This is a genomic window from Roseateles asaccharophilus (genome assembly GCF_004362405.1).
Lineage (GTDB): Bacteria > Pseudomonadota > Gammaproteobacteria > Burkholderiales > Burkholderiaceae_C > Kinneretia > Kinneretia asaccharophila.
In genome coordinates this window covers 965,803-984,011 of sequence record NZ_SNXE01000001.1, presented here as the reverse complement: position 1 = coordinate 984,011, position 18,209 = coordinate 965,803, and the positions used below count along the sequence as shown (strand labels likewise).

The 18,209-nt window shown below is 68.1% G+C and carries 12 protein-coding genes; 8 read left to right on the top strand and 4 right to left on the bottom strand.

Annotation, left to right across the window (positions count from 1 at the left end):
- Positions 1-97 precede the first annotated feature (97 nt).
- Together gap and tkt are read right to left on the bottom strand one after the other, a co-directional pair.
- Positions 98-1,096, bottom strand: coding sequence for a type I glyceraldehyde-3-phosphate dehydrogenase (gap, locus tag DFR39_RS04300; RefSeq protein ID WP_133602277.1), 999 nt, complete (start codon positions 1,094-1,096; stop codon positions 98-100).
- Between the two features lie 71 nt (positions 1,097-1,167).
- Entirely contained in the window at positions 1,168-3,210 is a 2,043-nt protein-coding gene (tkt, locus tag DFR39_RS04295) for a transketolase (protein WP_133602276.1), read from the bottom strand.
- A gap of 131 nt (positions 3,211-3,341) precedes the next feature.
- On the opposite strand from tkt, the gene DFR39_RS04290 reads away from it, so the two are divergent.
- The 5 genes from DFR39_RS04290 (at position 3,342) to murU (ending at position 9,060) form a co-directional block, all read left to right on the top strand.
- On the top strand, positions 3,342-3,908 hold the full coding sequence (locus tag DFR39_RS04290) for a hemerythrin domain-containing protein (RefSeq protein ID WP_133602275.1): 567 nt from the start codon (positions 3,342-3,344) through the stop codon (positions 3,906-3,908).
- 130 nt (positions 3,909-4,038) lie between these two features.
- Positions 4,039-5,571 carry an HD domain-containing phosphohydrolase gene (locus DFR39_RS04285; RefSeq protein WP_133602274.1) on the top strand — a complete coding sequence of 511 codons (1,533 nt, stop codon included), beginning with the start codon at positions 4,039-4,041 and terminating at the stop codon, positions 5,569-5,571.
- A gap of 39 nt (positions 5,572-5,610) precedes the next feature.
- Positions 5,611-6,189: a response regulator gene (locus DFR39_RS04280; RefSeq protein ID WP_133602273.1), complete on the top strand. Its 579-nt coding sequence runs from the start codon at positions 5,611-5,613 to the stop codon at positions 6,187-6,189.
- Complete coding sequence (locus DFR39_RS04275) at positions 6,186-8,312, top strand: PAS domain S-box protein (protein WP_133602272.1); 2,127 nt, start codon at positions 6,186-6,188, stop codon at positions 8,310-8,312. Before DFR39_RS04280 ends, DFR39_RS04275 begins: the two co-directional genes overlap by 4 nt.
- A 46-nt stretch (positions 8,313-8,358) precedes the next feature.
- Positions 8,359-9,060, top strand: coding sequence for an N-acetylmuramate alpha-1-phosphate uridylyltransferase MurU (gene murU / locus DFR39_RS04270; protein WP_133602271.1), 702 nt, complete (start codon positions 8,359-8,361; stop codon positions 9,058-9,060).
- Between the two features lie 6 nt (positions 9,061-9,066).
- Here murU and DFR39_RS04265 read toward each other — a convergent pair whose 3' ends face one another.
- Both DFR39_RS04265 and DFR39_RS04260 read right to left on the bottom strand, forming a co-directional pair.
- Positions 9,067-12,213 carry a ligand-binding sensor domain-containing diguanylate cyclase gene (locus DFR39_RS04265; RefSeq protein ID WP_133602270.1) on the bottom strand — a complete coding sequence of 1,049 codons (3,147 nt, stop codon included), beginning with the start codon at positions 12,211-12,213 and terminating at the stop codon, positions 9,067-9,069.
- Between the two features lie 58 nt (positions 12,214-12,271).
- Positions 12,272-13,255: a potassium channel beta subunit family protein gene (locus DFR39_RS04260; RefSeq protein WP_133602269.1), complete on the bottom strand. Its 984-nt coding sequence runs from the start codon at positions 13,253-13,255 to the stop codon at positions 12,272-12,274.
- Between the two features lie 135 nt (positions 13,256-13,390).
- On the opposite strand from DFR39_RS04260, the gene DFR39_RS04255 reads away from it, so the two are divergent.
- The 3 genes from DFR39_RS04255 to DFR39_RS04245 all read left to right on the top strand — a co-directional run bounded on the left by DFR39_RS04255 (position 13,391) and on the right by DFR39_RS04245 (position 18,126).
- Positions 13,391-15,130: an alkaline phosphatase D family protein gene (locus DFR39_RS04255; protein ID WP_133602268.1), complete on the top strand. Its 1,740-nt coding sequence runs from the start codon at positions 13,391-13,393 to the stop codon at positions 15,128-15,130.
- A 131-nt stretch (positions 15,131-15,261) separates the two neighbouring features.
- Entirely contained in the window at positions 15,262-16,767 is a 1,506-nt protein-coding gene (locus DFR39_RS04250; RefSeq protein ID WP_133602267.1) for a hypothetical protein, read from the top strand.
- Between the two features lie 123 nt (positions 16,768-16,890).
- Positions 16,891-18,126, top strand: coding sequence for an FAD-dependent monooxygenase (locus DFR39_RS04245; RefSeq protein ID WP_133602266.1), 1,236 nt, complete (start codon positions 16,891-16,893; stop codon positions 18,124-18,126).
- Positions 18,127-18,209: the final 83 nt, after the last annotated feature.

Sequence of the window (18,209 nt, the reverse complement as noted above, 5' to 3'; positions counted from 1 at the left end):
GCACTAGGCCCCTGTGTGAAAAAGGTTTGCTGGCGCAGCGCAAATCCATAAAAAAAGGCCCCTTGCGGGGCCTTTGAGTGCGGACGCAGCGTGGGCCTTACTTGGCCACCACGCGAGCCATCTCCAGCACCTTGTTGGAGTAGCCCCACTCGTTGTCGTACCAGGCCACGACCTTGACGAAGGTGCCGTCCAGGGCGATGCCGGCTTCGGCGTCGAAGACCGAGGTGCAGCTCTCACCGCGGAAGTCGGTGGCCACCACCTTGTCCTCGGTATAGCCCAGCACGCCCTTGAGCGCACCCTCGGCCTGGGCCTTCATCTCGGCGCAGATCTCGGCGTAGCTGGCGGCGTTGTTCAGCTCCACGGTCAGGTCAACCACGGACACGTCCGAGGTCGGCACGCGGAAGGACATGCCGGTCAGCTTCTTGTTCAGCTCGGGGATCACCACGCCCACAGCCTTGGCGGCGCCGGTGCTGCTGGGGATGATGTTCTCCAGGATGCCGCGGCCACCGCGCCAGTCCTTGTTGGAAGGGCCGTCCACGGTCTTCTGGGTGGCGGTGGCGGCGTGCACGGTGGTCATCAGGCCGCGCTTGATGCCCCACTTGTCGTTCAGCACCTTGGCCACGGGGGCCAGGCAGTTGGTGGTGCAGCTGGCGTTGGAGATGATGGCTTCACCGGCGTAGCTCTTGTCGTTCACGCCGTAGACGAACATCGGGGTGTCGTCCTTGGACGGGGCCGACATGATGACCTTCTTGGCGCCGGCCTTGATATGGGCCTCGGCGGTTTCCTTGGTCAGGAACAGGCCGGTGGACTCGACCACGATGTCGGCGCCGACTTCATCCCACTTCAGCTCGGCCGGGTTCTTGACGGCGGTCAGGCGGATCTTCTTGCCGTTGACGATCAGGGTGTTGCCGTCCACGGCCACATCGCCCTTGAAGCGGCCATGCACGCTGTCGTACTTGAGCATATAGGCCAGGTAGTCGGGCTCCAGCAGGTCGTTGATGCCCACCACTTCGATGTCCTTGAAGTTGGCGATGGCAGCGCGGAACACCATGCGGCCGATGCGGCCGAAGCCGTTGATACCGATCTTGATCGTCACGTCAGTCTCCTAGAGATAAAAACAAAGCCGAAATCAAAAAAGAAAAGGGGCGCTCGCGCACCCCTCTCGCATCACTTCTTCTTGGGGGCCTTCAGCCGGGCTGCACCGACGGCGACCTTGACCGTGTCGGCCACGTTCTCGGCGGTGAAGCCGAAGTGCTTGAACAGCACCGGGGCCGGGGCCGACTCGCCGTAGCTGTCGATGCCCACCACGGCAGCGCAGCGGTACTTCCACCAGAAGTCGCTGACGCCCGCTTCCACCGCGATGCGCGGCAGCTTCTCGGGCAGCACGCTGGACTTGTACTTGGCGTCCTGGCGGTCAAAGACATTGGTGCTGGGCATGGAGACCACGCGCACCGGGATGCCGGCCTCGGCCAGCTGGGCTTGGGCGGCCAGGGCCAGCTGCACCTCGGAGCCGGTGGCCATGATCACGGCGCGGGCCTTGCCCTTCTTGGGCTCGGCCAGCACATAGCCGCCCTTGGCGATATCGTCCACCGCGGTCTTGGGCGCATAGGCCAGGTTCTGGCGGCTCAGGGCCAGCACGCTGGGACGCTGGGCATTGGCCAGGGCCATAGTCCAGGCCACCACGGTCTCGGTGGTGTCGGCCGGGCGCCAGACATCCAGGCCCGGGATCAGGCGCAGGCTGGAGACATGCTCGATGGACTGGTGGGTGGGGCCGTCCTCGCCCAGACCGATGGAGTCGTGGGTGAAGACATGGATCACGCGCTGCTTCATCAGCGCGGCCATGCGGATGGCGTTGCGGCTGTAGTCGCTGAAGGTCAAGAAGGTGCCGCCGTAGGGGATGTAGCCGCCGTGCAGGGCCACGCCGTTCATGATGGCGGCCATGCCGAACTCGCGCACACCGTAGTTGATGTGGCGGCCGCCGTTGGACTCGCCGCCGTCAAAGCGCAGGGCGGGCGTGCTCTTGGTGTTGGTCAGATTGGAGCCGGTCAGGTCGGCCGAGCCGCCCAGCAGCTCGGGCAGGGCCGCGGTGAAATGCTCCAGGGCCAGCTGGCTGGCCTTGCGGCTGGCCACGGTCTCGGCCTTCTCATGCGCGGCCAGCACGGCGTCCACGGCGGTCTGGGCGAAGTTCTCGGGCAGCACGCCGGCCATGCGGCGCTGGAACTCGGCGGCCAGCTCGGGGTGGGCAGCGGCATAGGCGTCGAAACGCTCGTCCCAGGCCTGCTCGGCCGCGGCACCGCTGGTCTTGGCGTCCCAGTCGGCATAGACCTCGGCGGGCACGACGAAGGGCTCATGGGCCCAGCCGATGGCTTCGCGGGTCAGCTTGATTTCCTCGCCACCCAGGGCCTCGCCGTGGGCCTTGGCGGTGCCGGCGCGGTTGGGGCTGCCCTTGCCGATGGTGGTCTTGGCGATGATCAGGCTGGGCTTGTCGCTGCTCTGCTTGGCGGCGGCAATGGCGGCATCCACGGCGTCCACATCATGGCCGTCCACCGGACCGATCACGTTCCAGCCATAGGCCTCGAAACGCTGGGCGGTGTTGTCCACGAACCAGGGCGCGACCTGGCCGTCGATGGAGATGCCGTTGTCGTCGTAGATGGCGATCAGCTTGTTCAGCTTCCAGGCGCCGGCCAGCGAGCAGGCCTCGTGGCTGATGCCTTCCATCAGGCAGCCGTCGCCCAGGAAGACATAGGTGTGGTGGTCCACGATGGCATGACCGTCGCGGTTGAACTCCTTGGCCAGCAGCTTCTCGGCCAGGGCCAGGCCCACGCCGTTGGTGATGCCCTGACCCAGGGGGCCGGTGGTCGTCTCGACGCCGGGGGTGATGCCCACCTCGGGGTGGCCCGGGGTCTTGCTGTGCATCTGGCGGAAGGCCTTCAGGTCCTCGATGCTCAGCGCATAGCCGCTCAGATGCAGCAGGGCGTAGATCAGCATGGAGCCATGGCCGTTGGACAGCACGAAGCGGTCACGGTCGGCCCACAGCGGGTTGCTGGGGTTGTGGCGCAGATGGCGCTTCCACAGGGCCACGGCGATCTCGGCCATGCCCATGGGCGCGCCCGGATGTCCGGAATTGGCCGCCTGCACGGCGTCCATGGCCAGCGCTCGGATCGCGTTGGCCATCTGGGTGGTATTGGGTGCGGCGGCGAGGTCGGCCATGGTGTTGAGGGCAGGAGTTAGGGGTAAACCCAGAATTTTACTTGGCCGCCGACCTGATTCCGGATTGACATAGGCCAAGGTGTGCCGGCGCCCCTGCTGCCATCGTGACAGCCTGCACTCCGGAGGCCCTCATGGAAGCGGAAACCCTGCACATCATCCGAGCCGAGCACGATGCCCTGAGCGCCGTGCTGCAAACCGTGCGGCTGCTGGCCCGGCAGCCGCGGCCGGACTTCGACGCCCTGCGCGCCATGCTGTTCTATGTGGACGAGTTCCCCGAGCGGCGCCACCACCCGCATGAGAGCGAGCTGCTCTTCCCCAAGCTGCGGGCCCTGGCCCCGCAATCCCGGGAGTTGCTGGACAAGCTGGACGCCGACCACGGCCGCGGCGAGCGCGCGGTGCGCGCCCTGCAGCACGAACTGCTGGCCTATGAGCTGCTGGGCGAAGCCCGGCGGCCGGGCTTCGAGCGCGCGGTGCAGCGCTATGTGGACGGCTATCTGCAGCATATGGCCATGGAGGAACGCGAGATCCTGCCCCTGGCCGAGCGTGTGCTCAGGCCGCAGGACTGGGCCGAGCTCGATGAAACCTTCGCCAAAGAGCGGGATCCGCTGACGGGAGGGCGGGCGGATGCGGCGTACGAGCGCTTGTTCCAGCGCATCCTGCGCCTGGTACCGCCCCCGCTGGGCCTGGGGCCCGCATGAGCGTGAACTAGTTCGCGTGCGGTGACAGGGCTTGAATCGACACGACTAGCATTTTTATCAGTTGCGAGCACAATAGGGGCCAGGCCTGAAGCACCCCGCCGGGCAGCTTTCCGGCCTACAGGAGCCCATCATGGAAGCGCCCCTTGCTCACAGCGAACCCGGCCGCCTTACGCCCACGGCCTCCGAGAGTAGCGCCCAGCAAGCTACACCGCAGGCAGTACTGTTGTTTGTGGACGATGAGCCCTCCATCCTCAGCGCGCTGCGGCGCCTCTTCCGCCCGCTAGGCCACAAGATACTGCTGGCCGAAAGCGGTGCGGCCGCCTTGCAGATCCTGGAGCAGGAGTCGGTAGACCTGGTGCTGTCGGACATGCGCATGCCCGGCATGGACGGCGCCCAGCTGCTGCAGGCCGTGCGCGAGCGTTGGCCCGAGGTGGCCCGCCTGCTGCTCACTGGCTATGCCGACATCGGCTCCACCATCGCCGCCATCAACCAGGGCGAGATCCAGCGCTATATCGCCAAGCCCTGGGACGATCAGGAGCTGCTGCTCGCCGTGCGAGAAGGCCTGGAGCGCCGCCGGCTGCGCCAGGAGAATCAGCGCCTGCTGGCCCTGACCCAAGATCAGAACGAACAGCTGCAGGCGGCCAACACACTGCTGGAAGATCTCAACGAACAGCTGGAGTCCAGCAATATCCAGCTCTCCAATAGCAATCTGGAGCTGGAGCGCCGCGTCAAGGAGCGCACCGCCGAGCTGGAGCAAAGCAACGCCAGCCTGGCCGCTGCAAACCTGCAGATGGAGCAAACAAACGAGAAGCTGCAACAGGCCAATGCGCTGCTGGAAGAAAACTTCGCCATGTCGATCAGCGTGTTCTCGGCCCTGCTGGAGCTGCGCGATGGCAGTGTTTCCGGGCACGGCCACAAAGTGGCCGCCCTGGCGCAGCGCCTTGCCGAGCAGTTGAAGCTCGGCGCCATTGAGAAGGTCGACATCTACAACGCCGGCCTGCTGCACGAGATCGGCAAGATCGGGCTGCCCGACGGCCTGATGAACAAGACGGTTTCGCTGATGACGGGCGCAGAGTTCGAGCGCTACAAACGCCACCCGCTGCAAGCCCAGGCCGCCTTGATGCCGTTGGGGCGTCTGCACCAGACGGCCCTGATCATCCGATCGCAGCACGAGCGCGTGGATGGACACGGCTTCCCCGATGGGCTTTCGGGCTATGAGGTGCCGCTCGGGTCGCAGATCATCAATTTGGCTAGCACCTTTGAATCGCTGCTAGCCGGACGGCTGGCCGAAAAGGAGTATTCGGTGCAGGAGGCCGGCGCCCTGATTGCCGAGACGGCCCAACAGCACTACGCGCCCGAGCTTATCGAAGCATTCAATGCCATCCTGCCCGATCTGATCGCGGAGAACGATGCCGTGATCGAGCTGGACAGCCAGAGCCTGAAGCCAGGCATGGTCCTGGCGCGCCCCCTGCTCAGCCCCCAGGGCAGCACCTTGCTGCCGGCAGGGTTCAGGTTCACGGCCCAACTGCTGGCTCAGGTCCAGAAGCTGGAAGCCCGAGACCGGGTTGCGCTGCGCTACTTCGTCAAGATGGACAAGCCCACCAAGAAGCCCGGCAGCGCGCCGGCCGCCGATGGGCGCGCGCCGCGGCCGCAGCACGCCTGAGATCCGCCAACAAACCCCAGCCCCAGGAGGTATGCCGTCATGAGTCAGGTGCCGCACCGAATCTTGCTTGTCGATGATGAGCCCAGCATCGTCAAGGCCTTGTTCCGCTCACTGCGACAAGGCACGGCAGAAGGTTTATGGCCGGCATTGCAGGTCGAGACCTTCACCGATCCCGAAGCCGCGCTGGCACGCAGCTGTGAGCAGCACTTTGACTTGGTCATCAGCGACTACCGCATGCCCGGCATGAGCGGCGCGCGCTTGTTGGCCCAGCTGCGCGAACTGCAGCCCCACTGCCGCCGCGTGATTCTGTCCGGCTACACCGACAGCGAGGGCCTGCTGGCCGCCATCAACGAAGCGCAGATCACGCGCTTCTTCACCAAGCCCTGGAACGAGCGCGAGCTGCTGTACGGGGTTCGCGCCCTGCTCCAGGAGCAAAAGTCGGCGCGCGAGACCGAAATCCTCGCCGAGCAGCAGCGCCTGGCCCAGGGTGATATCAGCCCCCAGGAGGCAGAGCGTCGCCGGCTGGAACGCCTGGAACCAGGGATCACCAAGGTCCAGTGGAGCGACGACGGCGCTTATGTCCTCGACCCCATGGGGCAGGACAGCGTGTGGCCATGAATGCGGCTCACGAGCTTCCCAGGGGCGGCCCAGTTGCGTTTGGACTGGCGGCCGCCCTGGAGGCTGTGGCCGCTCCGGTGCTGGTCCACGATGGGCAGCGCATCAGCTATGCCAACAGCGCGATGCAGCGATTGATCGGTCGCAGCGGCGCGGAGCTTGAGCTGCTCGCCCCCGAACATTGGGCAGAACCGCAGCAGCAAGCCATGCTGCGCGACTACGGGCTGCGCTGCCTGGCCAGTGCCGAGGCCATGCCTGCCTTGGAAATCGAGGCCCTGAGCGCGGGCGGAACGCGGCGCTATCTCGAGGTGACGGCCCAATACCTGCGCAGCGAGGGCGTCGGGCCGGGCCTGGTTGTGCTGACCTGCCAGGACCTCAGCGACATTCGCCATGTGCAGAACAGCCTGCTGGAAATGGGGCGCGCCATGCAGCAGATCATTGAAAGCGATCCGGTGCCCACCTTCGTGATCGATGCCAACCATCGCGTCACGCATTGGAATGCAGCCGCAGCGCGCCTAGTGGGTGTAGCGGCTCACGAGCTCATCGGACGCAAGGAGGCCTGGCGCGCCTTCTCGACCAGCCCAAGGCCGGTGCTGGCCGATATGGTGGTGGACGGCACCGTGGAGCGTGACGGCCCCGCCCAGTACGGCCCCCAGCTGCATGCCCATGCGACCCTGCCCGACACCTGGGAATGCGAGGGATTTTTCGAGAACCTGGGCGGCAAGGACCGCTGGGTTTCCTTCACGGCCACGCCACTGCGAGACATCGAGGGCCGGGTGGTGGGCGCCATTGAAACGCTGCTGGATGTGACCGCGCGACGCACGGCCGAAGAGCAGCTGCGCCGGCACCAGGCCGAGCTGGAGTCCATGGTGGCCCAGCGCACCGCCGAGCTGCTGCTGAGCAATCACGAGCTCGATGCCTTCCTGGAAAACGCCTCCGTGGGTATCATCGCCACCCGCGGCACCCACATCACGCGCTGCAACCGCAAGTTTGTCGAGATCTTTGAGCTGGAAGAATCCGTCTGCGGAGAGCTGGATGCCAAGCGCTTCTTCCTTGACGAGGACGGCTTCAAGGAACTCAGCCGACTGATGCGGGACACCTTGGCGCAAGGCCGCTCACTCAGCCACGAGATGCGCCTCAAGACCGAGCACGGTACGCCCATCTGGGTGCAGATGATCGCCTACACCACCAATGCGGAAGACCCCCAGGCCTCGGTCTGGTGGCTGCTGCAAGACCGCACCGAGGTCATGCGCGCCCAGGAGCAGCTGGTGCTCAATTACCGCAACATCAAGGAAACCAACCGCCGCCTGGAAGAGGCCCAGAACCAGCTGCTCCAGTCCGAGAAGATGGCCTCCATCGGTCAGTTGGCCGCTGGCGTAGCGCACGAGATCAACAATCCGATCGGCTTTGTGAGCTCCAACCTGGGATCGCTGCGGCGCTATGTCGAAGCCTTGCTCAAGCTGGTCTCTGCCTATGGTCGCCATCGCGACGAGCTGTTGGCGGACCCCGAGATCGGCGCGCTTGAGCAGGCTGCCGATCTTGACTACATCGCCGAAGACCTGCCGGAGCTGCTGCGCGAGAGCGAGGATGGCCTGAGCCGGGTCAAGAAGATCGTGCAGGACCTGAAAGACTTCTCGCGGGTGGATTCGGCGGACTGGCAGGATGCGGACATCAACGCCGGCATCGAGTCCACGCTGAATGTGGTGATGAACGAGGTCAAGTACCGCGCCGATGTGGAACGGCACTACGGTCAGCTGCCTCCCGTGCGCTGTCTGGCTGGGCAGCTCAACCAGGTGTTCATGAACTTGATCGTCAATGCGGCACATGCCATGGAAGGCAAGCGCGGCCTCATCTCGCTGCGCAGCGGCTGCGAGGCTCGCGATGGGCGACAGGGCGTGTGGATCGAGGTGGCCGACAACGGCAAGGGCATGCCCCCTGAGGTGCAGCGGCGCATCTTCGAACCCTTCTTCACGACCAAGCCTGTCGGTCAGGGCACGGGGCTGGGTCTGTCCCTGGCTTTCTCCATCGTGCAGAAGCACAGCGGGGTGATCGAGGTCGTTTCAACACCGGGCCAGGGCACCTGCTTCAAGGTCTGGGTCCCGGTGGCCGGGCCCAAGAGCAAGTAAGCCGCCCGATCTGGCCGCCGCGCCGGCCTCGCTACACTCGCCGCCCATGCGAGCCATCATCCTCGCGGCCGGGCGCGGGGAGCGCCTGCGGCCGCTGACCGACCACTGCCCCAAGCCCCTGATCCCGGTGCAGGGCAAGCCGCTCATCGTCTGGCATCTCGAGGCCCTGGCCCGCGCCGGCGTGCGCGACATCGTCATCAACTGCGCCTGGCTGGAAGAACAGTTCCCCGCTGCCCTGGGCGATGGCAGCCGCTGGGGCCTGCGCCTGCACTACAGCTTTGAGGGCCGCGACTGCGGCGGCGCGCTGGAAACGGCCGGAGGCATCGCCCGCGCCCTGCCCCAGCTCACCGCCGATGGCGACGAGAGCTTCTGGGTGGTCTCGGGCGATGTCTTTCTGCCCGACTTTGAATTCGACACCGAGGCCGCCCGGCAATTCGTGCAGGGCCCGCGCCTGGCCGAGCTCTGGATGGTGGACAACCCCGAACACCATCCGCATGGCGACTTCGGCATCAGCCCCGAGGGCCTGGCCCTGCTGAACGCGCCGCGGCGCTACACCTGGTCCTGTGTGGGCCTGTACCGGCGCGAGTTTTTCGCCAACGTGCCCCCGGGCCAGGCCGCCCGTCTGCGCCCCTATCTGGAGGCCGCCATCGCGCAGGGCCGCCTGGGCGCCCGCCACTACCGCGGCCCCTGGACCGATGTGGGCACGCCGCAGCGCCTGGCCGCGCTCAACGCCGGCACCAGGCCTTGAGCGGGCTCAGTGCGGGGCCGGCCTGAGCAGGCGCAGCTCCCCGCTGTCCAGCCATTCGCTGGGCGCACGTCGCAACCAGGGGCGCAGGCTGTACTCATCGCGCCAGGGCAGCTCGGTCAGGCCCACCCAGGTATTGCGCCCATCCCTCTTGGCTTGGTAGAGCGCCGCATCCGCCAGACCCAGGGTCAGGGGCCAGTCCAGGGCGCGCGGCAGCTCGGACAGCAGCGGGAAGGCCACAAAGCCAATCGAGCAGCTCATGGACACACGGGCCCCGCCGCCCAGCTCAAAGGGCTGATCCGAGACGGCGGCGCGAGCACGCTCAGCCAGCTCCACCGCATGCCGGCGCGAGGTCTCGCGCGCCACGATGAGAAACTCCTCCCCGCCCCAGCGCAGCAGGTAGTCGCTGTCGCGAAACACCTGGCTGAGCCGGCCGCGCATCTGCTGCAGCACCGCATCCCCCGCGGCATGACCGCGGCTGTCGTTCAAGTCCTTGAAGCGGTCCAGATCGACCAGGAAGAAAAGCAGATCTCCCCCCTCGACCGGACTCTCGCCCTGGCGGCGCGCGGTCTCATACCGGCGCAGGGCCAGGGCGATGTCCTGCTCGATATGCCGATCCAGAAAGCGGCGATTGCGCAGGCCGGTGAGCGGATCGGTGAGGCTGGCCTCCTGCAGCGCCCGCGTGGCGGCCTCCAACTCCGCCGTGCGCTCGCGCACCCGCGCCTCCAGCTGGGCCTGACGGCGGCGCAGCACCAGGGTACGCAGCTGCACCACGCCCACCATGGCCGCCAGGGCGAGCAGCAGGCCCAGGGCGCGCAGCCACCACTGCTGCCACCAGGCGGGCTCCACCCGCACCGGAATGGCCAGCTCATGCCGGCTCCACAGGCCGCTGCGGTTGGTGGCGCGCACCTGCAGGGTGTACTGCCCTGGCGGCAGATTGCCGTAAGCCGCCACGCGCACATTGGCCTGGCTGCTGATCCAGTCGCTCTCATAGCCCTGCAAGCGGTAGGCATAGCTGCTGCGCTGCGGCGCGCTGTAGTCCAGGGCCGCGAACTCGATGGCAAAACGCCGCTCACCGGGGCGCAGCACCAGGCCTTGGCGCAGCTCGCCCAGGCCCCGGGGCTGCCCATCCACCAACAGCTCGGACACCACCAGCGGCGGCTCATAGCTCCAGGGCGCATAGCGCTGGGGCTCCACCACCAGCAGCCCCTTGCTGCCGCCAAAGAGCATGCGCCCATCGCGCAGCTGCACATAGGCACGGAACCAGCCCGTTCCAATGTCCGCGCCGTCGGCGGGGGTCAGTTCATGCGTGCTGCCGGAGGCCGGGTCGTGCACGAACTGCTGGGACCAGATGCGGCCCTGGCCATCCTCCAGCAGATTGGCGCCGAAGGATCGCCCGACAAAGCCCGTTTCCACGGCCTCGAAACTGGCCTCGCGCCCGTCCCAGCTGCGCATGCGGTGCAGGCCCTCGGCCGTGTCCACCCAGAGTCGGCCGCTGCGATCCAGCAGCAGGCCCAGCACCGCGCCGGGTGCCAGCGCCGCGCCCGGGCGGGCGGGCACGCGCTGCAGCGCAGCGCCGCCGGGCGGCAGCCGCAGCAGCCCCTGCTCGGTGCCCACCCAGAGGCCGCCCTCGGCGTCCTGGACCAGGGCATTGACGTCGCCGCTCAGGCGGTCTCCCCCCTCCAGCTCCAGGCGCCGCAGCTGTCCCTGCTGCAGGCGCAGCAAGCCATCCTGGGTTGCCACCCAGAGCTCGCCATCCGCACCGGCCAGCATGCGACGCACCCGCCCCGAACCCAGGCTCTGGCGCTGCAGCACGCGCCGCTGGCGGTCCAGCTCATAGAGCTCGGTATCGGCGCCCAGCCAGATGCGGCCGTCACGGGTCTGGGCCATGCCGCCGATGCGCCGCCCTGCGAAGCCGCCCTGCCCCGGCTGCAGCTCGCCGATCAGGCGCAGACGCTCGTCCAGCACGGCCAGCCCCCGCTCGCCCGTGCCCACCCAGATCTGCCCCGTGTCCAGCTGCAGCAGGCTGCGCGCATTGGCATCCTCGAACGCGCTGCCCGGCCGGCCCTCGGGACCGCGGACCCGGATGCCCGTGTCCTGCGGGTTGTGGCGCTGCAAGCCACCGCCATAGCTGCCCACCCAGACCCAGCCGGCACGGTCGAGCAGCAGGGCGCGCACCTCGTTGCTGCCCAGGCCCAGTGGATCGAGGCGGGCATGGACGATGCGGCGCAGCAGCGCCCCGTCGCGATCACGCAGCTCGATGCCGCTGCCGCGCGCCACCCAGACCCGGCCGTCCTCCAGCTCCATCAGGCCATGCACTGGGCCACCCCCCTCCTCGGGGCGCGAAAGCAGACGCAGGCTGCGGCCCTGGGCATCCAGCAGCAGCAGCCCGCCCTGCTGTGTACCCGCCCAGATGCGGCCTTCCATGGTCTGGAACAGGCTGGCCACCATCTGCCCCGCCAGCTCGGGCGCCATGGGCTCGAAGCGCTCGGCACCCACTTCGCGTCGCTGCAAGCCCGACCAGGTGCCCACCCAGAGCGTGCCCGCCTTGTCGATCAGCAGGGCCGGTATGCGATCGTCCTTCAGCCCCGAGGCGGCCTGTGCGCGCTGGATATGGCTGAAGCGGCCGCTGGCCGGGTCCAGGCGGGCCAGGCCATGGCCTATGGTGCCGATCCAGATGCCGCCCTGGGCATCCTCCGCCAGGCTGCGCACCGTGCCCGCGGGCATGCCTTCGGGCAGGGCCGGGTCATGCCGGTAGACCTGCAGGCTCTCGCTGTGCGGCTCCACGACCACCAGACCGTTCGACTCGGTGCCCACCCAGAGCCGACCGTCTCGCGCCAGGTGCAGCACCCGGACAAAGCCCAGGGCTCCGGTCTTCTGCAGCTGGCTCTGGATCCGCAGCTGCCGGAAGCCATGCCCGTCATAGCGCACCAGGCCCGCGCCCGTGCCGATCCACAACAGGCCCTGCTGATCCTCGGCCAGGGCCGAGACCACGCTCTGCGGCACGGTGCTCGCATCGCCCACGGTGACAAACCGTGGGGTGACCGGCTCCGGTTCCGCTGGCGCCGGCCCCGCACACAGCAACAGCATGCTGGCCAGCAGCAGCGTGCAATGGCCCAGCACAAGCTGCCGGCTGACGCTCAGGAGCAAAGACATGCCCAATCCTAGTCGCGGTCCGAGCTGCGGCTGGCGAGGGCCGAAGGCCTGCGGCGCCTCACTGCGCCAGCGGCAGGCAGATCTCGTCCATGCGAGCCAGCAGCTCGGGCGTGAGCTTGGGGGTCAGGGCCAGGGCGCCCAGATTGTCCTGAAGCTGAGACAGCTTGCTGGCGCCCAGGATGACGGTGGAGACGCGCGGGTTGCGGTTCACCCAGGCGATGGCCAGCTGGGCCACGTTGCCGCCCAGCTCGGCGGCCAGGGCCTCCAGCTGCGCCACGGCGGCGTTCTTGGCGGGGTCCTGCAGCTGCTCGCGCAGCCAGGCCATGTTTTCCATGGCGCCGCGTGTGCCCTCCGGAATGCCGCTGCGGTACTTGCCGGTGAGCAGGCCCGAGGCCAGCGGGCTCCAGGTGGTCAGGCCCAGGCCCATGTCCTCGTACAGCCGGGCGTACTCCTGCTCCACCCGCTTGCGGTGAAAGAGGTTGTACTGGGGCTGCTCCATCACCGGCTTGTGCAGATGGTGGCGCTCGGCAATCTCCCAGGCGGCGCGGATATCGGCCGCGCTCCACTCGCTGGTGCCCCAGTAGAGCGCCTTGCCCTGGCGGATCAGGTCGCTCATGGCCCACACGGTTTCCTCGATGGGGGTGTGAGGGTCGGGGCGGTGGCAGTAGATCAGGTCCACAAAGTCCAGCTGCAGGCGCTTGAGCGAGGCATCCATGGCCTGCATCAGGTATTTGCGGTTGAGCGTATCGCGGAAGTTCACGCTGGGCTCGGCCTCGCGGTCCAGGCCCCAGAAGAACTTGGTGGACACCACATAGCGATGCCGGCCCCAGCCCAGGCGCTTGAAGGCCGCGCCCATGATCTCCTCGCTCTTGCCCAGGGCGTAGACCTCGGCGTTGTCGAAGAAGTTGACCCCGGCGTCGAAGGCGGCCGCCAGCATCTCCACCGCCGCCGCGGTGTCCACCTGCTTGTGGTACGTGACCCAGGAGCCCAGGGAGAGCTCGGACACCTGCAGGCCGCTGCGGCCCAGACGACGGTATTGCATGCTAGGGAACTCACTCCAAAAACGATGGGCGTGAGGGTAGCGCAACAGCGGCGGGACCGTCGCAGCCTTGTCGCGCAACTGTCACGGGACGCACGAAGAATCCGCGCCTTTGCAGTCCACCCCGGGAGCCCCGCCATGAGCAAGCCCTTGCACAATCTTCTTCAAGCCCAAGAACCCCGCCGCCGCGACTTTGTGCGCGGTGGTCTGGCCCTGGCCGCTGGCGCCCTGGTCGGCCTGCCCGGCTGCGGTGGCGGCGACAGCGATATTGCGGTGAGCTTCGCCCATGGCGTGGCCAGCGGCGACCCCCTGGCCGACCGCGTGATCCTCTGGACCCGCGTGCGCGCTCAGGACAGCGCCGATCTGCGCGACATCCCCCTGCGCTGGGAAGTGGCCAGCGATGCCAACTTCGCCACCCTGGTCGCCAGCGGCAACACCCTGGCCAGCGCCGCCAGCGACTTCTGCGTCAAGGTGGACGCCACCGGCCTGAAGCCCGGCCAGCGCTACTGGTACCGCTTTGCCGCCTATGGCCAGACCTCGCCCGTGGGCCGCACCCGCACCCTGCCCCAGGGCGCGGTGAACCAGGTCAAGCTGGCCGTGTTCTCCTGCTCCAACTACCCGGCCGGCTACTTCAATGTCTATGCCGATCTGGCCCGCCGCGCCGAGGCCGAGGCCGTGGATGTGGCCCTGCATCTGGGCGACTACATCTATGAATACGGCCGCGACGGCTATGCCAGCGACAAGGCCAAGGCCATGGGCCGCGAGGTGGAGCCGGCCAAGGAGATCACCAGCCTGGACGACTACCGCCGCCGCTACGCCCAGTACCGCAGCGATGCCGATCTGCAGGCCCTGCACGCCGCCCTGCCCATGATCGCCGTCTGGGATGACCACGAGATCACCAACGACACCTGGAAGAACGGCGCCGAGAACCACCAGCCGGCCACCGAGGGCGACTTCGCCGCCCGCAAGGCCGCCGCCATCCAGGCCTTCCACGAGTGGCTGCCCATCCGCAGCGCCAGCAACCGCGAGCAGATCTACCGCAGCTTCGCCTTCGGCGATCTGCTGGCCCTGCATATGCTGGACACCCGCGTGATTGGCCGTGACGAGCAGCTGGACTACGCCCGCTATATCGACGCCAAGGGCAGCTTCAACGCCACGGCCTTCCAGGCCGATATGGCACGCAGCGACCGCCAGCTGCTGGGCGCCGCCCAGACGCAGTGGCTGCAGCAGCAGCTGGCCGGCTCGCGCGCCACCTGGCAGGTGCTGGGCCAGCAGGTGCTGATGGGCCGCATGGACATCCCGGCCCCCATCCTCTTCGAGGCCAACAATCCCGGCACGGGCGTCTCGGTGGGTGTGTACGCCGCCATCGCCGCCAAGGCCCAGAGCAATCCGGCCAGCCTCACGGCCCAGGAGCGCGCCATCCTGGCCCAGCCCAGCATCCCCTACAACCTCGATGCCTGGGACGGCTATGCCGTGGCCCGCGAGACCCTGCTGGCCACGGCCAGCCAGCTGGACAAGAACCTGGTGGTGCTGGCCGGCGATACGCACAACGCCTGGGCCAGCGATCTCAAGGACCGCAGCGGCAAGCAGATCGGCGTGGAGTTCGCCACTTCCTCCGTCAGCTCGCCGGGCTTCGAGACCTATCTGCCCAAGGAGAACCCCCAGACCCTGGCCGCCGCGCTCACCCAGCTGATCGGCCCGCTGGAGTACTGCGACACCTCGCGCCGCGGCTACATGGTCGTGACGGCCACGCCCGCCGAGTGCCGCAGCGACTGGATCTTCGTCAACACCGTCACCAGCCGCGAGTTCAGCGCTAGCCTGGGCAAGAGCCTCAAGGTGCTGCCGGGCGCCGGTCAGCGCAAGCTGGTCGCGGCCTGAGTCGCCGCACGGCGGGGCGAGGAACGCGCGCCCCCCCCATGGGTGGCCGAGGGTCTACCCTGTGAGGGGCGCCGGCTCATCTGCCTAGACTCCCGCACTTTCGTTCAAAGTGAATTGAGGAACAGATGGTCATGAGCCGGTACAGCCAGCGCTGGAGCGCGCTGGGCGCCGCAGGTCTGATCGCCCTGATGGGCACGGGCTGCGGCGGTGGGGGCGGTGGTGGCAGCGAGGGCGCAAGCAGCACACCCGCCACGCCGACGCCCAGCAAGCCCAGCCCCATGGCCGCGGTGGGCGGCAAGGTGATCGATGGCTATGTGAGCGGTGCCACCGTCTGGCTGGACGTCAACGGCAACCACGTGAAGGACGCCGACGAGCCCTCCACCGTCTCCCAGGCCGCCGGCGCCTACCAGCTGGAGCTGAGCGAGGCCCAGCGCGCATGCCTGCCCTACGCCACGCTCTACGTCGACGTGCCCGTGGGCGCCACCGACGAGGACAGCGGCCCGGTGAAGGAGGCCTATCAGATGGCCATCGCCCCGCGCCTGCAGCCCATCAGCGTGGACCAGGTGCTGCACATCTCGCCGCTGACCTCGGCGATCTGGGACCAGGTACGCACCCGCCTCAGCGCCAGCACGCCCAATCTCAGCAGCTGTGAGCAGCTGCGTGCAGACCAGCAGCTGCGCGAAAAGCTGGTCAACGAAATCCGCACCGTGATGGGCGAGCTGGTGAGCCGCCACAACCTCTCCGAGGCACGCATCCACGACGACTTCATCAAGTCCAAGGACGAGCAGAGCTACAAGCTGGCCCAGGACATCGTCAAGGGTCTGAAGGCCGGCTACGCCTACAAGCGCCAGCTGCACACCCAGTACCCCGACGCCACCTTCATCCGCGCCGAGGTCTACCGCGGCCGCGGCACGCGGCAGTTCGACGACCAGGCCGGTGTCTGGTATCGCAACGCCTCGGTCTGGCTCCCCAGCGGCTACCTCAATGAATGGGTGGTGCTGGACGAGAGCCTGAGCAAGATCCAGCGCGTGCTCAATCTGCGTCGCCAGGACAACCAGCCCTGGGGCAGCGCCACGCTCAAGACCACCCGCACCGCCTACAACTTCCAGAACGACGGCAGCGACTACCTGTGCAAGCTCAACGAAGCTGTGGAGCAAAGCAAGGACGGCGTGCGTTACGAGCTGGTGGTGCACTACGAGGACCCCAAGCGCGAGGCCGACCCGCAAGCCTGCTTCAACGCGGCCCATGCGGCCAGCCCCGGCCCCGTGGGCCTGCGCGAGTACTACACCGACTACCAGGTGGGCCGGGTGTCCTATCTGAGCAATCTGCGCTTCTACGCCGAGCAGCCCGAGCACGCCTTGCTCAAGGACTGGGAGCGGCTGCAGGGCAAGAGCGCCCAGCTGGACTTCGCCAGCGTGGTCCAGCGCATGGCCGCCAGCGGCTACCGCTTCGAGGACGAGGTCAAGCTCCCCGTGTACAGCTGGCTCAAGCGCTCCACCGACGACAGCCAGCTGCGCATCACGATCGAGAAGAGCAACACCGGCCCTTGGACCCGCAGCAGCGTCCAGGCCGACGGCACCAGCCGCAAGGACTGCAGCACGGACCAGGGCAAGACCTGGGGCGCCTGCGCCAGCTGAGCGAGGGCGCGGCACAAGCCTTCAATGTGCACTCAAGGAGCCCCGCCCGCGGCGGGGCTTTTTTTCGCCCGGCGCGGGCTGGCTATAGTCCCGCCATCTCGCCCCGCAACACGCTCAAGACCCATGCCCACCGCCTCCGACCCAGCCGCCCCTCTTGCCAGCCGCGCCCCGCTGCGCCTGGCCGTGGTCGGCGCCGGACCGGCCGGCCTGACCCTGGCCCTGCTGGCCGCACGCAGCCTGCCCCAGGCCCAGATCACGCTCTTCGATGCCCGGCCGCTGGAACGCGATGTCAGCGGCGATCCGCGCACCCTGGCCCTGGCCCTGGGCAGCGTGCAGCTGCTGCAGCGCCTGGGCGCCTGGCCCGGCGACGTCGCCCAGCCCATCCAGGAGGTGCATGTCAGCCAGGCCGCGCCCGCGCTGCGACACCCGCTCTTCGGCGCCGAGGGTGAGCCCGTGGTGCGCCTGAGCGCGCGTGAGCTGGGCCAGCCCCAGCTGGGCGCCGTGCTCAGCTACGGTCAGCTGGTCGCCCCCCTGCAAGCCGCCTGGCAGGCCGCCGTGGCCCGCGAGCCGCAGCGCCTGATCAGCCGCTTCGGCCAGGCCGTGGCCGCCATCAAGCCCATGGAGCGCGGCCTTGAGATCGATGCCGGCATCGTCGAGGCCTATGACCTGGCCGTGGTGGCCGAGGGCGGCGTGTTTGCCGAGCAGTCGCGCAAGAGCCTGAGCCATGACTACCAGCAGAACGCCTGGGTGGGCACCCTGACCCTGGCCCCCGACAGCCCGGCCGGCCTGGCCTACGAGCGCTTCACCCGCAACGGCCCCCTGGCCCTGCTGCCCCTGACACCCCGCGAGGGCCAGCGCCGCGCGGCCCTGGTCTGGTGCATGCCGCAGGAAGAAGACGAGATCGCCACCCTCAGCGACGCGCAGCGCCTCACCGTGATCCAGAGCCTGCTGCCCGAGCGCGTGGGGCGCCTGCAGGGCATCTCGCCGCTCAAATGCTTCCCGCTGGGCCTGAACGCCGAGCGCAGCCTGGTGAGCGGCCGCACCGTGCGCATCGGCAATGCCGCCCAGACCCTGCACCCGGTGGCCGGCCAAGGCCTGAACCTGGGCCTGCGCGACGCCTATGCCCTGGTCCAGGCCCTGCGCGACCAGGCCGATCTGGACCGCGCCCTGAACAGCGTGGAATGGCAGCGCGCACCCGACCGCTGGAGCATGATCGCCACCACCGACTTCCTGGCCCGCAGCTTTGCCTGGCGCTGGCCCGGCCTGCCCATCGCCCGCGGCCTGGGCCTGGCCGCCCTGCAAGCCCTGCCCCCGCTGAAGAACGCTCTGGCTCGGCAGATGATGTTCGGGCGGCGCTGAGCCGGGACAGAGGTTCAGCCGGGGGCTGAAACGACGCCCGGCGAAGAGCTTGGCGCGTCGCGCGCGACAAGCGCGGTCTGCAA